This window comes from Novosphingobium sp. SG720, from assembly GCF_012275365.1.
GTDB lineage: Bacteria > Pseudomonadota > Alphaproteobacteria > Sphingomonadales > Sphingomonadaceae > Novosphingobium > Novosphingobium rhizosphaerae.
On sequence record NZ_JAAZQN010000002.1, the window covers coordinates 73,546 to 93,972 of the forward strand.

The window sequence follows — 20,427 nt, forward strand, 5'->3', positions numbered from 1 at the left end:
TGATTCCCGGATTGTATGGATTCGACAAAATCGGTGGCATCCGCGCCACAGCGGAAAGGTTTTCGCAGCGCAGCGCGACATTAATCCACTTGGACGGCGTTTTGCGACTTGGCGACGCGCCCCCGGGCCGCAATAGGGAAAGCCCTTGCCCCGATCGCTCCCAACGCATGGCCCGGTATGCTCTATCGTCTTGCACGTCCTTTGCTTTTTCGTTTGCCGGCCGAAACCGCCCACACCTTGACGCTGCGCGCGCTGGCGCTCTCGCCGCTGGGCGGCCGCGCCGCGCCGGAACCGGCCCTGGCCCAGCGCGTGGCCGGCATCGTGTTCCCCAATCCGGTGGGCCTGGCGCCCGGTTTCGACAAGAACGCCCAAGTGCCCGATGCGCTGTTCGGCCTGGGTTTCGGATCGGTCGAAATCGGAACGGTTACCCCGCGCCCGCAGGCCGGCAACGCGCGCCCGCGCCTGTTCCGCCTGATCGAGGACGAAGCGGTGATCAACCGCATGGGCTTCAACAACGATGGCGCCGAAGTGGTGGGCCGCCGGCTGACCCAGCGCCTGGGCCGCCCCGGCATCCTGGGTGTCAACATCGGCGCCAACAAGGATTCGCCCGATCGCGTGGCCGATTATGCGGAAATGACGCGGATCACAGCGCCCCTGGCCACTTATCTCACCGTCAACATCAGTTCGCCCAACACGCCGGGGCTGCGCGCCTTGCAGGATGAAAGTGCGCTGGGCGACCTGCTCGATGCCGTGATCGCTGCCCGCGGCCCACACAAGACACCGATCTTTCTCAAGCTGGCGCCCGATCTGCAAACCTCGGACATCGATGCGATCTGTCGGATCGCGCTCGACAAGCGGCTCGATGCGCTGATCGTGACCAATACCACGATCACCCGCCCGGCCGGCCTGCGCTCGCCGTTGGCGGCCGAAACCGGCGGGCTTTCGGGCAAGCCGCTGGCGCCCATGGCGCTCGACATGCTGCGCGCCTTCCGCAGCGCCACCGGCGGGGCCATCCCGCTGATCGGCGTGGGCGGCATTGCCAGCGCCGAAGACGCCTGGCAGCGCATCTGCGCCGGTGCCAGCCTGATCCAGCTCTATAGCGCCATGGTCTTCCACGGGCCCAAGCTCGCGCAGAATATCGTCACCGGTCTCGCCCGCCGCGTGCGTGCCGCCGGCATGACAAGCATTGCAGAGGCCGTCGGGACGCAATAGCGAACAAGGTCATGAACCTGCGTCGCCTCCCCCCGTTTGCCACTGCCTCGCTGGCGGTCCTTTCCACCCTTGGCCTTGGCGCCTGCCAGACCATGCCGGGCGCGGCCTCCGCGCCGGCATCGGTGCCGCCGCAAGCGTCGGCCCTGGCGCCTGGCCGTCTCGATGGGGCGGATGTGGGCCGGCAGGGCCTGGTTTCCGCCGCCGATGCGCGCGCGGCCGATGCCGGGGCGCAGATGCTGCGCCAGGGTGGTTCGGCCACCGATGCCGCGCTCGCGACGATGCTGGCGCTGACCGTGGTGGAACCGCAAAGCTCGGGCATTGGCGGCGGCGGCTTCCTGGTGATGGCCGATGCCGCCGGCCAGGTGGATACGGTCGATGGCCGCGAAAAGGCGCCTGCCGCCGCCACCCCGCAGTGGTTCTTCAAGGATGGCCAGCCCATGGCCTTTCCCCAGGCGCGGCCTGGCGGGCGCAGCGTGGGCGTACCCGGCTCGCTGCGGCTTGCCGCCCTGGCGCACGCCGAACACGGCAAGCTCGCATGGCGCATGCTGTTTGCCCCGGCGATCAAGCTGGCGCGCGATGGCTTTGCCATCACCCCGCGCCTCTATCGCGCCTTGTCCGACAGCCCCGAGATCGCCGGCCTCGATCCTGCCGGCCGCGCGCTGTTCTACGGCGCCGATGGCCGGCCGTTGCCGGTCGGCACGGTGGTGCGCAATCCGGCCCTGGCCGATACGCTCGAAGCCCTGGCCGCCCGTGGCGCAGACTGGTTCTACAGCGGCGCCAATGCCCAGGCCATCGCCACCAAGGTGGGCACGGCCCCGGTCAACCCGGCGCCTTTGACCACGGCAGACCTTGCCGCGTTCAAGGCCGTTCCACGCCCGGCTGTATGCGGCAAGTATCGCCAGTATCGCATCTGCTCGATGGGGCCGCCCTCTTCAGGCGCCACCACCGTACTGGCCACGCTGGGCCAGCTCGAACGGTTCGATCTGACCGCGCTGGGCCCCGATAGCCCGGTGGCCTGGCATCTCCTCGCCGAAAGCGAGCGCCTGGCCTATGCCGACCGGGACCAGTACCTGGCCGATCCCGATTTCGTCAGCGTGCCGGTGGCCGGCCTCACCGATCCGGCCTACCTGGCCCAGCGTTCGCAGCTGATTTCGGCACAGACTGCCCTGCCCCGCGTCACCGCCGGGGTGCCAGCCGGCGTCAAGACTGCGCTCGCCCCGGCGCGCGCGCAGCCCGAATTCGGCACATCGCATTTCGTCACGGTGGATCGCTGGGGCAATGTCGCCAGCTATACGTCCACGGTGGAAAGCGCGTTCGGTTCGGGGTTGATGGCCAATGGCTATTTCCTCAACAACGAACTGACCGATTTCAACCTCGATCCCATGCACGATGGCCAGCCCACGGCCAATCGCGTGGAAGGCGGCAAGCGGCCGCGCAGCTCGATGTCGCCCACGGTGGTCTATGGCCCGGACGGACAGGTGCGGCTGGTGGTGGGCGCCGCTGGCGGGGCCACGATCCCCGCCCAGGTGATCCGCGCGCTGATCGGCGTGCTCGATTGGCATCTGACCGCGCAACAGGCCCTCGCCCTGCCCGTGCTGTTCGCACCGGGCGAGCGGGTTTGCGTGGAACAGGGCAGCCGCCTGGAAACGATGATCCCCACGCTTGTCGCCATGGGCCACGCCCAGGCCCAGGCCTGCAAGATGCCGCTCAAGGCCAACGCGATCGAGCGCGTGGGCAACCGCTGGCTGGGCGCCGCCGATCCGCGCAGCGAAGGCGCCGCGATCGCCCAATGATCGTGCCAACCCGGCTGCCCCATGGCAGCCGGGTGACATCCACCAAAGCACGCTTGCCGTAGCGGAACACGCAGCCTAGCTATCCGTTTTGGGAACTGGCCCCGGTGTGGGCCAGGTGGGAGAGTTCGCGTGTCCGTGCCTGAAATCCAAGCCGCCAGCCTGCAAGCCGCAAGCCTGGTGGCGCAGCTGGGCGAGACGCCCAACCTGGTCAGCCTGTTCCTGGCCCGCGCCGCGCAACATGGCGATGCCCCGTTCCTATCGGCCAAGCGCCAGGGTGCGTGGGTGGCGCAGTCGTGGCGCGAAGTGGCCGACCAGGTGTGCCTGCTAGCGCAAGCCTTGCGTGCGCTGGGCCTCAATCCCGGAGACCGGGTCATGCTGGTGTCGGAAAACCGGCCCGAATGGTGCATGGCCGATATCGCGATCATGGCTGCGGGCCTGGTGACCGTGCCCACCTACACCACCAACACCCAGCGCGATCACTTGCACATCCTGGAAAATTCCGGCGCGCGGGCGATCATCGTGTCGAATGCCAAGCTGGCCCAGCCGCTGCTGGCCGCCGCGCTCACTGCGCCTTGCGCCGAACACGTGATCGCGATCGAGCCGCTGCGCCAGCAGCAATCGGGCACGCTGCACTTCCACGAATGGGACAGCCTGGTGCAGGGCGATGCCGCCGCTGCGCGTGCCGCAGTGACGCAGCGCCTGGCCACGATCGGGCGGCAGGACCTGGCGTGCATCATCTATACCAGCGGCACCGGCGGCGCCCCGCGCGGCGTGCGCCAGCACCACGGTGCGATCCTTGCCAACGTCGCTGGCGCGGCGCAGATCCTGGCCGAGGATTTCCACCTTGGCGACGACCAGTTCCTTTCGTTCCTGCCGCTGAGCCACGCTTACGAGCACACCGGCGGGCAATGGCTGCCGATCGGGGTGGGCGCGCGCATCGCCTATGCCGAGGGGCTGGAAAAGCTGGCCGCCAATATCGAGGAAGTGCGCCCCACGATCATGGTGGTGGTGCCGCGCCTGTTCGAAGTGCTGCGCGCACGGATCATCAAGCAGGTCGAAAAGCAGGGCCGCCTGGCCAGCTGGCTGATGGACCGAGCGCTTGCCATTGCCAGCCACCGCCAGGAAACCGGGCACATGCGCCTGATCGATCGTCCGCTCAATCTGCTGATCGAGCGCACCTTGCGCCCCAAGGTGCGCGCGCGGTTCGGCGGACGGATGAAAGCGCTGGTTTCGGGCGGCGCGCCGCTCAACCCAGAAGTGGGCCTGTTCTTCGAAGCCATGGGGCTGACCATGCTGCAAGGCTATGGCCAGACCGAAGCCGGCCCGGTGATCGCCTGCAACCGTCCGGCCGCCGGCATCCGCATGGATACCGTCGGCCCGCCGCTGTGCGGCGTGGACGTGCGCATCGCCCCCGATGGCGAAATCCTCGTGCGCGGCGAGCTGGTCATGCACGGCTATTGGCACAACGATGCCGAAACCGCGCGTGCCATCCAGGATGGCTGGCTGCACACCGGCGATATCGGCCATATCGACGCGCAGGGCCGCATCAAGATCACCGACCGCAAGAAAGACATGATCGTCAACGACAAGGGCGACAATGTCTCTCCCCAAAAGATCGAGGGCATGCTCACGCTGCAGCCCGAAATCGCCCAGGCCATGGTTTCGGGCGACAAGCGGCCCTATGTCGTCGGCCTCATCGTGCCCGACGCGGAATGGGCAATGCAGTGGTCGGTGGAAAACGACGCACCGCACGACCTGGCGCGGCTGGCGGACCTGCCTGCCTTCCGCAGCGCCGTGCGCGAGGCGGTGGACCGCGTGAACCGCGATCTTTCCGTCATCGAAAAGGTGCGCCAGTTCACCCTGGCCGATGAACCCTTTGCCATTGCCAACGAGGAACTCACGCCCTCGCTCAAGATCCGCCGCCACAAGATCCGCGAACGCTACGGCCCCCGGCTCGACGCCCTCTACAAGGCTTGATCGACGCGCTAAGGCAGGCGGATGCCCCGCTCTGCCCAGCACACCACCCTGATCGGCGTCTGCGCCACGCTCGCCGCGCAAGTCTCGGGCAATCTGGGCGCCGGCTTTGCCAAGCAACTCTTTCCGCTGGTGGGTGCCGGCGGCACCACGCTGCTGCGGGTTAGCCTGGCGGCGCTGGTGCTGCTGGCATGGCGGCGGCCCTGGCGCCGGCCGGTGCCGCGCGCGCTCTGGGCCGGTCTTGCCGGCTATGGCGCGATCCTGGGCGTCATGAATTTCCTCATTTACCAGGCCTTTTCCCATATCCCCATCGGCATTGCCGTGGGCATCGAAGTGATGGGGCCCCTGGCCATCGTGCTCGCCGCCTCGCGCCATCCGCGCGATTTCGTGTGGCTGGCCTGTGCGGCGGGTGGGCTCGCACTGCTGATGCCCTGGCCCAGCCTGGCCCCACACGAGGCACTCGATCCGCGCGGGGTGCTGCTTGCTGCTGCCGCCGCGGCATGCTGGGCCAGCTATATCCTGCTCGGGCGGCGCGTGGCGGCCAGCCTTGGCAGCGATGCGGTGGCCTGGGGCATGGCCGTGGCCGCGGTGATCGTGGTGCCGCCACTCGGCATCGCGGTGGGTGGGGCAAAGCTCTTCGCGCCCCACGTGCTCGGCATGGGCCTGGCCATTGCCGTCCTGTCCAGCGCGTTGCCTTATGGTCTTGAAATCGGGGCGATGCGGCGCCTGCCCGCGCACGTCTTCGGCATGCTGCTCAGCGCCGCGCCAGCGATCGCCGCGCTAACCGGCTGGGTGCTGCTGGGTGAGCGGCTCACCCCCGGCCAATGGCTGGCGATTGCCCTGATCGTCACGGCGCTGGCCGGCACCGCCGCCTTTGCCACGCCGCGCCGGTCCGAAGCGGCCTAGGCCGCCTCTTCCAGCGGCACGAATTCGGGAAAGAAAGTGGGGGCGCGGGTGGACCAGCCCGGTGCCGTGGCAGCCGCTTCGCTGATCGATTGCAGCAGGTCCTTGCGCCGCAACGGGCGGATCTGCGGCAGCGCCGCCGCGCCGCAGAACGCCGCGGGCAGCCAGGGGCGCACGTCGGCGCTCAGCAGCCGCTCGTAAAGGAAACGATAGGCCGAAAACCCATCGAGCCGATCCTGCCCCAAATCGAACGCGGAAAGCCGGATCAACGCGCCCATGAAGCGCTCGATGCCGTCGGCCGCCGGCCCCTCGGGCAGCATCGTGCGCAGCAGTTTGAGATCTTGATAGACCACGTATTGCGTGCGGATCGCGGCCGTCTCTGCCGGGGTGCGCGCCCAGATCTGGAACGCGTCGCGCCGGCCCAGGCCGATATCCAGGCTGCGCCGGATATAGCGCTGGGTCGCTGCGGGAAAACTGGCGAATTCACGCAGTTCGTTCAGCAGCTGGGTGGCAGTCTGGCTGTGGGACATGGCGCACTCCGATGCGGCCGGCCCGTCCGTTCAAAATCTGGCCCGCCGATGGCCAAAAGCTACGCCCCGATAGTTAGCGCGCCATTAATCGTCCCATGCGCACGGCTCCCGCCGCGCCGTTATGGTAAACTGCACCAAGGCGCGGCAGGGGCCCGGCCTTGTCAGCTACGCCGATAGCGGAAGTACCAGACCTCAGCTATTGAATGGAAGTATGCTTTTGTAGATAAGGCATAATTCTGGCAAGTTTGAGTGTGGTGACTGTGGAGAGTAAGCACCGGGTAATCACCATAACTCACCAATTTCCGTTCCCTATCATCAACAGTCAGCGGCTTTGGCGAATGCCTGCCATGCATTTTCACGGCACGGGCGGTGCTGACGAGGGCAGAACCTGGACCGCAGTAAGCGCCAGCACATGCTGAACCATCCGCAAGCTGTAATTTTTCGCCGCAATGGCACACAGTAAATAAGTGAAAAGTAGCAGCGCTGCGTACCAGCCTGCCCGGGCGATATCATGTGTCGCGATCATCGCCATGATAGGAAGCGGAATGACCAGCAAGGCGGAAATTGTCCCGATGTCTCGCGCAGCGAGATAACGCCGATGGGCGTCACACACGCCAACGTCGTCGCGCAGCGGCTTGTACAACCGATAAAAGAGATGGTTCTGGGCGTCCGGGTCGGTGGGTGGCACGCCGATATGCGCCGTCAACCCTTGCATATCGACATGACTCGATTTTGGACCAATCTCCGAGAAAGCGCGACATCCAGGTAACGGATTTTGCCAACGCAAGTGAATAATCCGGTCGCGCCAAACCGGCGGAATAAGGCCGAGCAGCATAAGCGAAGTGATTACAATGAGCCCGAGCGACGCCGATCCGGGAACTGCCAGACCTTCAAGTTTCTTACCCAGCTCAACCGATCCGGCCTTGATTAGCTTTCCCGGCTCAAGTGCAATCCAGGCAAAGGCAACGATATGAGTGACCATGGCTGCCCGTATGAGCCACGCATTCTGCTCCTTCAGAGACTTTGTGTCAGCCACCGGCATTTTCCTTCGCGATGAGCGCATGGAAGCGCCTGGGTGTCACGATCAGCAAAACAGACGGCGGTGCGCGACTGATGGCCAGATCGGCGGCAGTATTCCAGTCCATGGCCGATGGCCCCTCGTCCGCGAGGTGACTGTGCCACGTGCCGACATCGAATAGCGTCCGCCCACTGGCAAGATGACGACATTCGATGGATTTCCGAAGGCCCTGCGTTCCGAGAAGAAACAAAGTCGGAGATCGCTGACTGTCAGGCGGCGCGTCGAGGATATCTACGACGGTCACTGTTTTGAGGCGCGCGCTGCTCAGTCCGATCATCAACCCGCCCGTTTCGACATTCTTGAAGCTGGCAGCCTCGGACCGGATACACTCTGCAACCCGGGCCGCAATGCGCAGCTGCCAACCGTCGCTCCCCTCAATGGCGACGGTTTCGAACGGCGGAACCGCACGGCGCGACCATCGCATGGTAGGCGCATCGCTCCCAGAGACGCCGATTACGATTGTGCCCTCCTTATCCGGCTGGCCTGCCGCTCGGTTTATTTCCTTCGCGAGGCCTGCCGTCATCATCGACAGCTGCGCATCGTCAACCGTCATCGTCAGCGATCCGCATCCCTGGCCAATTTGGACTTCCGCCAAGCCCTCATCAGGATCGAATAATAGAGAAGCCGCCTCGGGATCGTCGAGCGTCGCGTACAGTTCCGCCATGAGATCACAGTGATTGGGGTTGTGGTCTGCCCCGTCGATCAACAGATAGCCCATTCGGCTCCGGCCGAAGAGTGCCGCTTCGATCTGCCGATTGCGATCACGCGGTTTCGTAGCCGCCGCCAGCGCTTCGCGCACGGCCAGCGAGGCTGTCGCATTGACGACTAATTTCGCTGCTGCCGGAACGATCTGGCTGCGTAGATCCGCATCATGCAGACCGACAGCGATGTCGCCCAAGTGATGGGCGGTACCCTGACCAAGATCTCGTAGTTCGCCAGCAAGCGCCTCTGCCTTGTTTGCACCCACATGTGCGGGTCCCAGGCCGTGACGTGCCATGTTGTGCGGCCGCAGCCATCCGTTGTCGCTAACAGTAATGACTGACTGACCGGTGCGCGCAGCATGGAGGGCAAGTTTGGAACCGACGCTTCCGCACCCGAGCATAGCCAGGGGAACGCGCTCCGGTGCCCCCGACAAAGTGCGCAGCAAACCAAGCGTCATGGCCTGAAAGTGAAGTGCGGGTGCGACCGGCTCGTCATCCCCACGAGCCAGCAGCGACTTGCGACCCGCGAAGGGACGCAGCTCGATGATGTAGGGAAGCAATTCGATCGCCGATGACGAACCGATCAGATGGAAGGGGCGCCGGACGCAAAGGATCACGCCGATCGGGATGACCGCGTCGATATGATAGCCCTCGAAACAGCGCGAGACATTGCCCAAAAACAGGTCGAGGCCCCGCCCACAACCGTAGCTAACGGCCCGGGCGCGCAGTCCCCGCAGATCGGTGACGTCCTCCGGGATATAGTGGTCGCTGATAAGTTCGCCCCCAGATGGCGGCTTGTCCGGCCATATAACTCCGACAACGGTCGCGCCGCGGCTGGCGCCGTTGCTAATTCGGCTTCCAGTAAAGAGCGTGTCGTCCTCTCTGCTCAAAGGGGTCTTGCTGGCTGCGCTATCGATCCAGGCGGATGCGCCGGACATCAGCTGCGCATCACGTTCACCGCGCCGTAGAAAGCGAGCGCGCCAGGCGACATAGCCCCCGGACTTGCGGACCGCGCTACGCACGGCTTCTGCATCAAGGGCTAGGACATCGACGAGGCCGCGGCGCATCATCGGCTCCCAGCCTTGGACTGGATCGATCAGGTCGCTAATCGCCGCCTTGCGCAGCCAGATCGCCATCTGCTCGATCAAGTGGAACAGGCCATATTCGACGAGGCCAAACTGGAGGAAGAATTCGTCCTGATCGCCATCTACAAGACAAGGGCGGGGCAGAGCGTCAGAGGTGCCGGGCAGAAGATGCGGAAAGATCCTCGGGAAGTCAGCGCGCAGGCTCACCCTGGGTGATTGCCAGGGGTAATTCGCCGGGATCGAAAACGTTACCGGCTCAACGGTGCGAACACCGGTTGTGCTGAGGCCATCAGCTTTCATGTGGAGAGGCATTTCGACTTTGATGTCGAGACGGACGGCATCTGCGCCGAGCACCATGCCACCGCAGCATTCCGGGTGGCTCTGGGCCACCCGGAAAAGATGCTCAGCGGCGGCTGACATTGATGCCGCCACGGTCAGCCGCCGTGCGGGCGAGCTTGGGCGGCCGTTGCGCCGATGCCCAGGGCCGATGTTGCTGCCCGTGCGGCATTCTTGACGGCCTTGACGATGCCGCTCGCCCCAATCTCATAGCGGAGCGGCTGCTGCTCATCATCCCAGATGTCAGTGACGCAGATAAAGCGATCGGTCTTGCCGTCGACAATCGAGATATACTCGCGCTTGGCCCGGTCGCTAGGCGGGTCGGCATCCTCAGGGTCGATATGTTCACAGCTCGCGACCACGATCGCGCCCTTGCGGATCTGCGCGAGGGCGTTGCGCGCGCTGTCGCAGACTTCCGCATCCTCGCCATAGGTCGAGTAGCTGTCGTAGCTCAAGCTATGCCAGGAGCAATGATGTGGCGCCTGGAGGATGTCGTATTCCAACCAGTTCGCGTTATAGGTGCCGTGCTTGTCCCACAGCCGCTCCCAGATTGCGACTTCGGCATCGCCGCCAGAGAGGAAACGGCACTTGTCCGCGTAGCCGGCGCCGCGGATGGAGAAGCGAAGAATCACGGATGAGCGGTTCTTGGCGAGCAACTCATCCAATTCCTCGTCATCGCCCTGGGGTATGGGAGCGAGCAGGCGCGCCTCGAACGCCCCCGCCGAGATGCGATTGAGGCTTGTGATCAGGCTCTCGGTCTTGACGACGATCCCGAGGATGTCATCGGTCCTGCCGTCGATGTCCTCGCCCATGATCTGGATGCGATTGCCCTCAGTCCCGATCACCTTGCTTTCCCGATAAAGCGCGACGCGCCGGCGCGCTTCCTTCGCCCAAGCCTTTGCATCGTCACACAGGACGTGGGTCTTCGACGACCGCCGGAACACAATCGGTGACGACCACATCTCACGGATGAGGATCTTGTCGTCAGCTTTCACCCAGTCGTCCGGTGGCCCGAGATGAAAATGGCTGATGAGGCCGCCGATATGATCCTTGTCGGGATGGCTGAGCAGGAAGCCGTCAACGTACAGACGTCCCTTTTCGTCGCGCTTCAGGCGATCACGCAACTGTCCCATCACATCAGGCGTGTTGTCGTCTGGGTCGTCGGCCGCTTTGCGGACATGGATGTCGATCAGGAGCTTCTGATCGTTATCGAGTTCCAGCAGCGTCATATCGCCGTTGCAAACGGGGAAGAATGTGAGCGTCGCAGTCATTTGAATCCCTTTCGCCTGAACCGTGACGCAATCGCTGCTCCGCCATGCAGGCCAGCGATTGACTCGATTCGTTTATGGGGATAGAAAATACATGGGACTCATAATGATGTCCATATAGTTTTGATACCCACATGGGGAATTGCGCATTGGAACCTGCAAGCAAGATTAAGTGGGGGGTCGAGCGACGGCTCGAATTCATCGAATTCCGCCTTTTTTGGGAGGGCGGTGTGCGCCGGTCTGACATAATGACGACGTTCGGTGTCTCCGAGCCGCAGGCTTCCAAGGATCTAACGCTGTACCAAGAGCGTGCGCCAGGAAACGCCATCTACGACAAGATATCAAAGCGGTACGTGGCGGGCCCTCACTTCAGTTCCGTTTTCCTTACGGAAGGACCGTCAGAATACTTGGTTCGGCTCCGATCGTTTGGAGAGGGGTTGATGGAGCCGGCTGAGACTTGGCTTGGCTCCCCACCGGAAATAGACATCGTGCTCAATCCAGCTCGTGACGTCGATGCCGGTTGTCTACAGTCCGTTTTAAAGGCGGTGCGGGAGAAGCGCTCGCTGGAAGTGCGATACCAATCCATGAGCATGCCTGACCCCGGCTGGCGGCGGATAACTCCGCACGCATTTGGCTTCGACGGCTTTCGCTGGCACGTCCGCGCATATTGTCACCAAAGCGACCGTTTCAGGGACTTCCTTATTCCACGCATAACCGGAGCCCGTGATTTCGACGAACCTGGTCTCGGTGGCGACCGTGACAACATGTGGAATGACCGATTTGTTGTCTTAATTGGCCCACACCCCGGGCTGAGCCAGAATCAACGCACTGGTGTTGAGAAAGACTATGGAATGGACGCTGGAACGAAAGCACTCGAAATCCGATATGCAATGTTGTTTTACGTCCTGAGGCGGCTTGGTCTTCTTGATAACCCGGAGACAAAATCTCCTAGAACTCAGCACATTATTGCGATTAATGCCGACGAGACAGCGGAGGCTATGCGCAAGGCTGATTGGTCGCTCTAGCGCCTGCGCTGGGACTTCGACGTTCCTTCTAGCAAGGAATATTCATTTCTATCGCATTTAAAAAATGGATTCAGGAATGACTGACGATCCTCTATCAGGGCGTTGCTCAGCCTCTCCATGATGAAGCCGGAGCGAGGGGGCACAGGTGGCGAATAGCTTTTACGAACGACCAATTTTGAACTCACCCTACGCGCCGCCGTCCTTGTATCACCCGCTGGACGATACCGGTCAGCCAATCGAGGGGGCGCCGATCGAAGGGCGCCGGCCGTCGAAATTCATTGTGCCCGTGCCCGCATCGCGAAAGAAGGCTGCTGCGGCGCAGGCATCGCTTGACCTCGAGACCTACACCGAAAACGCCAAGATCAATGAGATCCGCCGCTATGTCGATACGTGGCGCGCTATCCCTAATCCAGCCGATTGGGGCGTAACGCCAGCAACGCAACGACTGCTCGAACACTGGCGGCGACCGAAGGATGAGTGGGCTGGCCCTCGGCCGTTCTTCTGTCAGATCGAAGCCGTCGAGACCATGATTTGGCTGACCGAGGTTGCACCGCGGCGAGCAGCGACTCGGGGTCTGCTCGATCAGATCGCCAAGGATAATGAGGAGGCGAACCCCGCACTTTTCCGCCTCGCGATGAAGATGGCTACCGGCAGCGGCAAGACGACCGTCATGGCCATGCTGATCGCGTGGCAGGCGATCAATGCGGCGCGCAAGGAAACCAAGGATTTTTCGCGCGCGTTCCTGATCGTTGCGCCAGGTATTACGATCAAGGATCGCCTGCGTGTCCTCCAGCCCAGCGAGCCCGGCAACTATTACGATTCGCGCGAAATCGTACCGCCCGAGATGCTGCCGGAAATTCGGCGGGCCGAGATCGTCATTACCAATTATCACACGTTCCAGCATCGCGAGACCCTGGCGATGCCAAAGGCGGCCCGCAGCTTCCTGCAGGGAAATGATCCGGAACCGATCAGGACGATCGAAACTGATGCACAGATGCTGGAGCGGGCGTGCGAGAAGCTGCTGCGGTTCGAGCGCGTCAACGTCATCAACGACGAGGCGCATCATTGCTACCGTCATAAGGTCGGCGGCGATACAGAAGGTGCGCTAACCGGCGATGAGAAGAAGGAAGCCGAGCAGAACGAAGAAGCCGCACGCCTATGGATCAACGGCATCGAGGCGCTTGACCGGCAGCTCAAGAAGGGCAAGCGAAGCGGCGGCGTCCGCGCGGTCTACGACCTGTCGGCTACGCCGTTCTTTCTCCGCGGCTCGGGGTATCAAGAGGGCACCCTGTTTCCCTGGGTGGTATCCGACTTCAGCCTGATGGACGCGATCGAGAGCGGTATCGTCAAGCTTCCGCGAGTGCCCGTCACTGACAACCTCGTGCAGACTGACACGGTCGTCTATCGCGATTTGTGGAAGCATATCGGCAAGTCGATGCCCAAATCGACGGCCAGTGCGAACAAGCTCAGCCCGTTCGACCTCAATCCGCTGCTGCTGACGGCGCTAAACTCTCTCTACAGTCACTATCAGGGAGAGTTCGAGCGCTGGCAGAAAGCCGGCATCGGCGTGCCGCCGGTGTTTATCGTTGTCTGCCAAAACACCGCCATCTCAAAGCTGGTGTTCGAATGGATCGCTGGATTCGAGCGTGGCGACGCGGACGCGGGCGAGCGCGCCGCTTTCCATGCGGGCCATCTCGAACTGTTCCGCAACTATGACGAGCATGGCGGCCGGCTGCCGCGCCCCCGGACGTTGCTAATCGACTCTCGCCAGCTCGAAGCCGGTGAGGCGCTCGACAAGGGTTTCAAGGAAGCAGCATCGGTCGAGATCGAACAGTTCAAGCGCGAACTCGCCGCCCGCGAGGGTGCCGGAGCGGTGAAGGGCGACATCAACGAAACCGACCTGCTGCGCGAGGTCATGAACACCGTCGGCCGGCCTGGTCGCCTGGGCGAGCAGATCCGCTGTGTGGTTTCGGTCTCGATGTTGACCGAAGGCTGGGACACCAACACGGTCACCCACATTCTCGGCGTTCGCGCGTTCGGCACGCAACTCTTGTGCGAACAGGTCGTGGGGCGCGGGCTGCGCCGCCAATCCTATGAGCTCAACAAGGAGGGCCTGTTCGACGTCGAGTATGCCGACATCATGGGCATCCCCTTCGACTTCGCACGATCGCCGCAGAAGGTCGATCCTAAGCCGCCCAAGCCTGTCACTCGCGTCCATGCAATCGCCGAGCGAGCCGATCTTGAAATCCGCTTTCCGCGTGTCAGTGGCTACCGCCGCGAGTTGCCGTCCGAGCGTCTGAATGCCCAGTTCGACGAAGACAGCCGCCTCGTCATCACGCCAGAGGACATTGGCCCGACTTCGGTGACGATGGAGGGCATCGTGGGCGCCGGCGTCACGATCACGCCGGAAGTCCTGTCGCAGCTGCGCCCCTCCGAGATTAGCTTCAACCTCGCCAAACATCTGCTCTACACGCATTTCCGCGACGAAGATGGCTTTCCCAAACAGCATCTGTTCCCTCAGATCCAGCGGCTCGCAAGACGTTGGATCGACGAAGGGTATCTGGTCACCAAGGGCGTGCCGATCGGCGCAATCCTCTATCAAGAGCAGCTCGCCCGCGCGGCGGAGAAGATCGACATCGCCTGCACCCGCGGCGGCGGCGGCCACGTCGTCGCCGTGCTCGACCCCTATAATCCGAACGGATCGACACGGCACGTCAACTTCATCACCTCCAAGGATTGCTGGAAGACCGGGGCTCAACCGCCCCGATCCCAGATCAGTCACGTCGTCAAGGATTCAAGCTGGGAAGTGGCGTTGGCGCAGGCACTGGAAGGGCACGACCGCGTACTTGCCTATGCCAAGAACCAGGCACTCGGTTTCGAAATTCCCTATCTCGATGGTGGCGCCATGCGGCGCTACTTGCCCGACTTCCTGGTCCGCCTGGAAACCGGAGCAGAGCCGCTCAACCTGGTTCTGGAAATGAAGGGCCAACGCGACGAGAGCGACAAGGCCAAGGCGCAAACTGCGCGCGAGCTGTGGGTGCCTGGCGTCAACGCGCTCGGCGGCTATGGCCGCTGGGCATTCGCCGAATTCACCGATCCCTACACCACCGATGACGAGTTCAAGGCTTTGGTCACCAAGCTTATCGACGGGGCGGCCGCCTGATGGCCCGCAAGCCCGGCACCCCCAAGCAGATCGATGCGCTGCGCCACGCCGAGGCGACGCGGCGCAACATTCCGACGGCCGAGATGGAGAGCTTCTTCCGGCGCGAGGAAGACACGCATCCGCTGCCCCCGAAACATTATCCCCGAGCCCGTCCGTTGGCCGAGGGCGAGACACGAACCGAAGAGGAACCGAGCGTGCCCGAAATCATCTGGAACGGGGCGCGGATCACGATCACCGAGGCCCAGCAGGCCGAGTTGGCCGAGACTGGCACGCTGACGCTGTCGGATGCCCAGCTCGTGTGGCGCGGCAAGGATCGGCAGGACTGGTCCGACCTGATCGTCAACGTGCCGCCGCTCTACATCCAGGAAAAGATTCAACCGCAGGCGATCATCGCGGATTTGAAGCGCCGCACGGCGGAAGCGCGCGAGGCGGCCACCGATGCGCCCGACATGTTCGCCGACTTCAATGGACTACCAAAGGACTGGATCGAGGAAGGCTTCTACAAGCATGAGGGCCACTGGTCGAACCGAATGATCCTGGGCGACAGCCTTCAGGTGATGGCCAGCTTGTCCGAGCGCGAGAGCCTGAAGGGCAAGGTCCAGTGCATCTATTTCGACCCGCCCTATGGCATCAAGTTCAACTCGAACTGGCAGGTCAGCACCCAGTCGCGCGATGTGAAGGATGGCAAGCAGACCGACATCAGCCGCGAACCCGAACAGGTGAAGGCGTTCCGCGACACCTGGAAAGACGGCATCCACAGCTACCTGACTTATCTGCGCGACCGATTGACCGCGATGCGCGACCTGCTGACCGAGAGCGGGTCAATCTTTGTGCAGATAGGCGATGAAAATGTGCACCGCGTGCGGGCAGTGATGGATGAGGTTTTTGGGGCAGATAACCACGTTAATCAGATTGCCTATCAAACGACTACCGGTCGCGCTAACGCCAATTTGCCCTCTGCTTCCAACTACCTTCTCTGGTATGCGAATAATGCCAAGGCGCTGAAATTTAGAGATCCCCTGCAGCCCAAGAGTGCCGGTGCTTCGACAGATCAGGTCTACAAGCTAGTCATGCGTCCGGACGGAAGCTTCAGGCGGTTGGGCACAGGAGCCGGCGCAGACACGCTGAGGGACGATGAGCGGATTTTCAGGGCAGACAATATCACTAGTTCCCGTCCAGCGGGTGAAGGAGATGTTCGTTTCTTTGAGCACCAGGGTCGTAAATTCCCATCGGGCAAAGGCACGTTTAAGACCGATGGCGAGGGGCTGAAACGCCTAGCAAGGGCGGGCCGTATCTGGGTGGCTAAGAATAGCATTCAATATGTTCGTTTCCTCGACGATTTCGACGCGTTGCCGGTCTCTAATGTGTGGAGTGACACGCAAACTGGCAACTTTACGGAAGATAAAGTTTACGTTGTTCAGACAGCGCAAAAGGTAATTCAGCGTTGCATTCTGATGACTACCGACCCCGGTGATCTCGTGCTCGATCCCACTTGCGGGTCGGGTACGACCGCCTATGTCGCCGAGCAATGGGGCCGGCGCTGGATCACAATGGACACCAGTCGTGTTGCGCTCGCGCTCGCGCGCACTCGACTGATGTCCGCGCGCTACCCATGGTATCTCCTCGCCGACAGCCGCGAGGGCCGCGCCAAGGAAGCCGCGCTCACGCAGACGGTGCCACCTGAAACGCCAATTCACAACGATATTCGCCAGGGTTTCGTCTACGACCGCGTTCCGCACATCATGCTCAGTTCGATCGCTAACAACCCGCTGATCGACGATATCTGGGAGAAGTGGCAGGCGGTGCTCGAACCGCTGCGCGCCGAACTTAACGCGGTGACCGGCGAGACGTGGGAGGAATGGCAGATCCCGCGCGAGCTGCCCGCCACCGCGCCATCCGCTGCCGTCGAACCTCACGCAAAGTGGTGGGAGGCGCGGATCGAGCGCCAACGCCAAATCGACGCCAGCATCGCAGCGCGCGCGGACGTCGAATATCTCTACGACAAGCCCTATGCCGATCCCGCCCGCGTCCGGGTCGCCGGACCGTTCACGGTTGAGAGCCTGTCACCCCATCGCATCCTCCCCGCGAGCGAAGAAGAATTGATTGAGACGGCCGAGGCCGCCTACGGCAACCGCTCCGCCGCAGATGCCGATCTCGCCGGGCATGACTTCGCCGCGATCGTGATGGACTACCTCAAGGCCGAGGGCGTCAAGCAGCAGGCCAAGGGCGACCGCATCACATTTGAAAGCATTGTGCCTTGGCCCGGCAACTTCATCGGCGCCGCCGCCACGTTCATCGAGGGTGAGAACGGACCGGAACGCCGCGCCGCGATCCTGATCGGCCCTGAATATGGCACAGTCGGCCGGCAGGACCTGGTCGCCGCCGCACGCGAGGCGGTGGACAATCGCTTCGACGTTCTGATCGCCTGCGCCTTCAACTTCGACGCGCATTCGTCCGAGCTCGACAAGCTCGGCAGCCTCACTATCCTCAAGGCGCGAATCAACCCCGACATGCATATGTCGGAGGAGCTGAAGAACACCGGCCGCGGCAATATGTTCGTCGTGTTCGGGGAACCAGATGTAAAGGTGCTGGACGACGGCGGCACGACGATCCGCATCAAGGTGAACGGCGTTGACGTGTTCGATCCCAACACCGGCGACATCCGATCGAGCGACACCAAGGGTATTGCCGCGTGGTTCATCGACACCGACTACAACGAAGAGAGCTTCTTTGTTCGCCATGCCTATTTCCTGGGGGCGAACGACCCCTACAAGAGCCTCAAAACCGCTCTGCAGGCCGAGATCGACGAGGATGCCTGGGCTACGCTTTACTCTGACACGTCGCGCCCGTTCGAGCGGCCGGCGAGCGGGCGGATCGCGGTAAAGGTGATCAACCACTTCGGCGACGAGGTGATGAAGGTGTTTGGGGTGTGAAGGGCAAGGGCGGCAGCTACAACGGCGGATCGACGACGATAGGCCCCGGCTCGAAGGGCTGGTTCGGCAACGGCGGTGTGACGTCTCGCTTGCCAATCAATTCTGGAAAGACGGGAGGCAAGAAGGCGCGTGCGGCGGCGATAGCTCGACATGAACAAGCACTTCGTATTGAAAGATACGCAGCCCTCGCGCAGTCGCTTCGCGACGCCGGTTTCACGGAAGCCGAGATCAAGCGCGGGTTGAGCTTGCAGCGCGCAAAAGACGCCACGGCGCGTAAAGCCGCAGACGGGAAAGGCGACAAGTCGCCATGAATTTCCTTCTTGCCGAAACCTTCACTGCTGCCTTCAATCGCCTGTCCAACCAGGACCAAAAGGCGGTGAAGGCCAGCGTTTTTGACCTGCAAATAGATCCTACTGGCAACGGGCTTCAGCTCCATCGGATCGACAAGAGCAAGGACGCGAATTTCTGGTCGGCGCGGGTAAATCGCGACGTGCGGCTGATCGTTCACAAGACCGGCGATTCGATGCTGGTAGCCTATGTTGGTCACCACGACGACGCCTATGCCTGGGCCGAGCGCCGGCGGATCGAGGCGCATCCGCGTACCGGCGCGGTTCAGATCGTCGAGGTGCGCGAGCGGGTCGAGGAGGTCGCGGCACCTGAGACGTTCGACTTCGTCGCGCCTGCAGCAGTAGCAACTCCGGTCCGGCAACCGCAGCTATTTGCCGCGCTCGATGACGATGCCCTGCTGTCGATCGGCGTGCCGGCGGACTGGCTCGCCGATGTCCGCGCGGCTACCGAGGAGGGCTTCTTTTCGCTCGCCGAACATCTACCCGGCGAGGCGTCTGAGGCACTGCTCGAATATGCGGCAACCGGCATTCTGGCGGCGCCCGCGCCGACGTCAGCCACGGCCGATCCGTTCGCGCATCCCGATGCGCTGCGGCGTATCCGACCGATTGCCGACCAGGACGAACTCGAACAGGCGCTGGCGTTTCCGTGGGAGAAATGGGGCGTCTTCCTCCACCCGTCGCAACGCGATCTGACCGAACGCAGCTTCACTGGGCCGGCGCGGGTCGCGGGATCAGCGGGGACCGGCAAGACGATTGTCGCAATCCACCGCGCCGTGCGACTTGCACGGGGGAATTCCGACGCACGCATCCTGCTCGCCAGCTTCTCGCAGCCGCTTGCCGATGCGATGGCGAAGAAGCTGCTGGTGCTCGCACCAGAGACAGGCGGCATCGTTCCGCGCATCACGACGGCCTCCTTTCGCGGTATCGCCGAGCAGATGTATCAGCTCGAACACGGCGTCCGGCCGCGCATCGCGTCGGACGCCGTGCTACGCCAGCGATTGAGCGAGGCAGCCAGGGCCGCCCAGCTCAAGGGCTTTTCGGATCGCTTCCTGCTTTCCGAATGGACCAACGTCATTGATGCGTGGGGCATTACGACGTTCGACGCTTATGCAACGGTGCAGCGGATGGGGCGCAAGAGCCGGCTCGGCCCGAACCAACGCGAGCGGCTATGGCCGGTTTTCGAGGCGGTGCGTTCGGTGCTGGCGGCGGAGCACTACACGACCTGGGCGCAGGTCTTCACCGGGCTGGCGGAGACGCTGGCCGGCCGGTCGCGCAAGCCTTTCGATCACATCATTCTCGACGAAGCGCAGGATCTGGCGCCGGCGGAACTGCGCTTTTTCGCTGCCCTCGCACCGGCCGGACCCGACGCGTTGCTTCTTGCCGGCGATATGGGTCAGCGAATTTTTCAGCATCCCTATTCCTGGTCGAGCTTGGGCGTAGCGGTCCGCGGCCGGTCACACACGCTTAAAGTCTGTTACCGCACCTCGCAGCAGATACGGCAGGCAGCGGACCATCTGTTGCCCGTCGTTTTGCGGGACGTTGATGGCCTGGAGGACGAGCGGCGAGGCATTGTCTCGGTGTTCGACGGACCGCCACCCCAGATCGAAACATTTGCCTCCGACGCCGACGAAGCTACCGTAGTGCGTGAAGCGATCGCCGAATGGATTGCCGATGGCGTGGCCGCTCACGAGGTGGGCGTTTTCGTCCGCACCCCAGATCTCGTTGCGCGTGCTCGTGCGGCATTGGCCGACTTAGCTGAAGGCGATGCCATCACCACAGCGCCGATGCACCTCGCCAAGGGACTCGAATTCCGCGCTGTAGTCGTGATGGCGTGCGATCAGGGCATCCTGCCGCTGGACGAGCGCGTCGCCGACGCGGCGGACGAAGCTGAACTCGACGAAATCTACGAAACCGAGCGGCGGCTGCTCTACGTTGCCTGCACGCGAGCTCGCGAACATCTTTTGTTGACTGGCGTGCGGCCTGCCTCCGAGTATTTCGATGATTTCGGAGCCAGCGTTAGACACTGAAGCTCGCCGGTAGGTCGTTGGCCAAGGTGGCCCCGGAAGTTTGGAAAAGTTT

Annotated in this window: 13 protein-coding genes; 9 read left to right on the forward strand and 4 right to left on the reverse strand. The window is 63.0% G+C overall.

Going from position 1 to position 20,427, the window contains the following annotated elements; all coding sequences use genetic code 11:
- Positions 1-177: 177 nt before the first annotated feature.
- The 4 genes from FHW94_RS09720 (at position 178) to FHW94_RS09735 (ending at position 5,885) form a co-directional block, all read left to right on the forward strand.
- Positions 178-1,212, forward strand: a complete 1,035-nt coding sequence (locus tag FHW94_RS09720) for a quinone-dependent dihydroorotate dehydrogenase (protein ID WP_168555646.1) — start codon at positions 178-180, stop codon at positions 1,210-1,212.
- 11 nt (positions 1,213-1,223) lie between these two features.
- Complete coding sequence (ggt, locus tag FHW94_RS09725; protein WP_246866052.1) at positions 1,224-3,005, forward strand: gamma-glutamyltransferase; 1,782 nt, start codon at positions 1,224-1,226, stop codon at positions 3,003-3,005.
- A gap of 177 nt (positions 3,006-3,182) precedes the next feature.
- Positions 3,183-4,982, forward strand: coding sequence for an AMP-dependent synthetase/ligase (locus FHW94_RS09730; RefSeq protein WP_168556070.1), 1,800 nt, complete (start codon positions 3,183-3,185; stop codon positions 4,980-4,982).
- A gap of 21 nt (positions 4,983-5,003) precedes the next feature.
- Positions 5,004-5,885: an EamA family transporter gene (locus FHW94_RS09735; protein WP_168555647.1), complete on the forward strand. Its 882-nt coding sequence runs from the start codon at positions 5,004-5,006 to the stop codon at positions 5,883-5,885.
- Here FHW94_RS09735 and FHW94_RS09740 read toward each other — a convergent pair.
- The 4 genes from FHW94_RS09740 to FHW94_RS09755 all read right to left on the reverse strand — a co-directional run bounded on the left by FHW94_RS09740 (position 5,882) and on the right by FHW94_RS09755 (position 10,883).
- Positions 5,882-6,412, reverse strand: coding sequence for a hypothetical protein (locus FHW94_RS09740; protein ID WP_168555648.1), 531 nt, complete (start codon positions 6,410-6,412; stop codon positions 5,882-5,884). The genes FHW94_RS09735 and FHW94_RS09740 overlap by 4 nt on opposite strands.
- Positions 6,413-6,767: 355 nt before the next feature.
- Complete coding sequence (locus FHW94_RS09745; protein WP_168555649.1) at positions 6,768-7,448, reverse strand: hypothetical protein; 681 nt, start codon at positions 7,446-7,448, stop codon at positions 6,768-6,770.
- The gene (locus tag FHW94_RS09750; RefSeq protein WP_168555650.1) at positions 7,441-9,696 is read right to left on the reverse strand and encodes a ThiF family adenylyltransferase; all 2,256 of its coding nucleotides are present in this window, start codon (positions 9,694-9,696) and stop codon (positions 7,441-7,443) included. Before FHW94_RS09750 ends, FHW94_RS09745 begins: the two co-directional genes overlap by 8 nt.
- A gap of 14 nt (positions 9,697-9,710) precedes the next feature.
- Positions 9,711-10,883 (reverse strand): hypothetical protein, encoded by a 1,173-nt coding sequence (locus FHW94_RS09755; protein WP_168555651.1) that lies wholly within the window; start codon positions 10,881-10,883, stop codon positions 9,711-9,713.
- Between the two features lie 146 nt (positions 10,884-11,029).
- Here FHW94_RS09755 and FHW94_RS09760 point away from each other — a divergent pair, with 146 nt between their 5' ends.
- From FHW94_RS09760 to FHW94_RS09780, 5 genes are all read left to right on the forward strand, one after another.
- Positions 11,030-11,905: a WYL domain-containing protein gene (locus FHW94_RS09760; RefSeq protein WP_246866053.1), complete on the forward strand. Its 876-nt coding sequence runs from the start codon at positions 11,030-11,032 to the stop codon at positions 11,903-11,905.
- 175 nt (positions 11,906-12,080) lie between these two features.
- Positions 12,081-15,068, forward strand: coding sequence for a DEAD/DEAH box helicase family protein (locus FHW94_RS09765; RefSeq protein ID WP_210425598.1), 2,988 nt, complete (start codon positions 12,081-12,083; stop codon positions 15,066-15,068).
- Positions 15,068-18,001 (forward strand): site-specific DNA-methyltransferase, encoded by a 2,934-nt coding sequence (locus tag FHW94_RS09770; RefSeq protein ID WP_168555654.1) that lies wholly within the window; start codon positions 15,068-15,070, stop codon positions 17,999-18,001. Before FHW94_RS09765 ends, FHW94_RS09770 begins: the two co-directional genes overlap by 1 nt.
- Positions 17,998-18,312: a hypothetical protein gene (locus tag FHW94_RS09775; protein WP_168555655.1), complete on the forward strand. Its 315-nt coding sequence runs from the start codon at positions 17,998-18,000 to the stop codon at positions 18,310-18,312. The genes FHW94_RS09770 and FHW94_RS09775 overlap by 4 nt, the downstream gene beginning before the upstream one ends.
- Positions 18,309-20,375, forward strand: a complete 2,067-nt coding sequence (locus tag FHW94_RS09780; RefSeq protein WP_168555656.1) for a 3'-5' exonuclease — start codon at positions 18,309-18,311, stop codon at positions 20,373-20,375. The genes FHW94_RS09775 and FHW94_RS09780 overlap by 4 nt, the downstream gene beginning before the upstream one ends.
- The last annotated feature ends 52 nt before the right edge of the window (positions 20,376-20,427 follow it).

Excerpts from the sequence above, each read along its gene's own strand:
- FHW94_RS09720 (WP_168555646.1), top strand. The coding sequence starts at position 178 with ATGCTCTATCGTCTTGCACGTCCTTTGCTTTTTCGTTTGCCGGCCGAA.
- ggt (WP_246866052.1), top strand. The coding sequence starts at position 1,224 with ATGAACCTGCGTCGCCTCCCCCCGTTTGCCACTGCCTCGCTGGCGGTC.
- FHW94_RS09735 (WP_168555647.1), top strand. The coding sequence starts at position 5,004 with ATGCCCCGCTCTGCCCAGCACACCACCCTGATCGGCGTCTGCGCCACG.
- FHW94_RS09740 (WP_168555648.1), bottom strand. The coding sequence starts at position 6,412 with ATGTCCCACAGCCAGACTGCCACCCAGCTGCTGAACGAACTGCGTGAA.
- FHW94_RS09750 (WP_168555650.1), bottom strand. The coding sequence starts at position 9,696 with ATGTCAGCCGCCGCTGAGCATCTTTTCCGGGTGGCCCAGAGCCACCCG.
- FHW94_RS09755 (WP_168555651.1), bottom strand. The coding sequence starts at position 10,883 with ATGACTGCGACGCTCACATTCTTCCCCGTTTGCAACGGCGATATGACG.
- FHW94_RS09770 (WP_168555654.1), top strand. The coding sequence starts at position 15,068 with ATGGCCCGCAAGCCCGGCACCCCCAAGCAGATCGATGCGCTGCGCCAC.
- FHW94_RS09780 (WP_168555656.1), top strand. The coding sequence starts at position 18,309 with ATGAATTTCCTTCTTGCCGAAACCTTCACTGCTGCCTTCAATCGCCTG.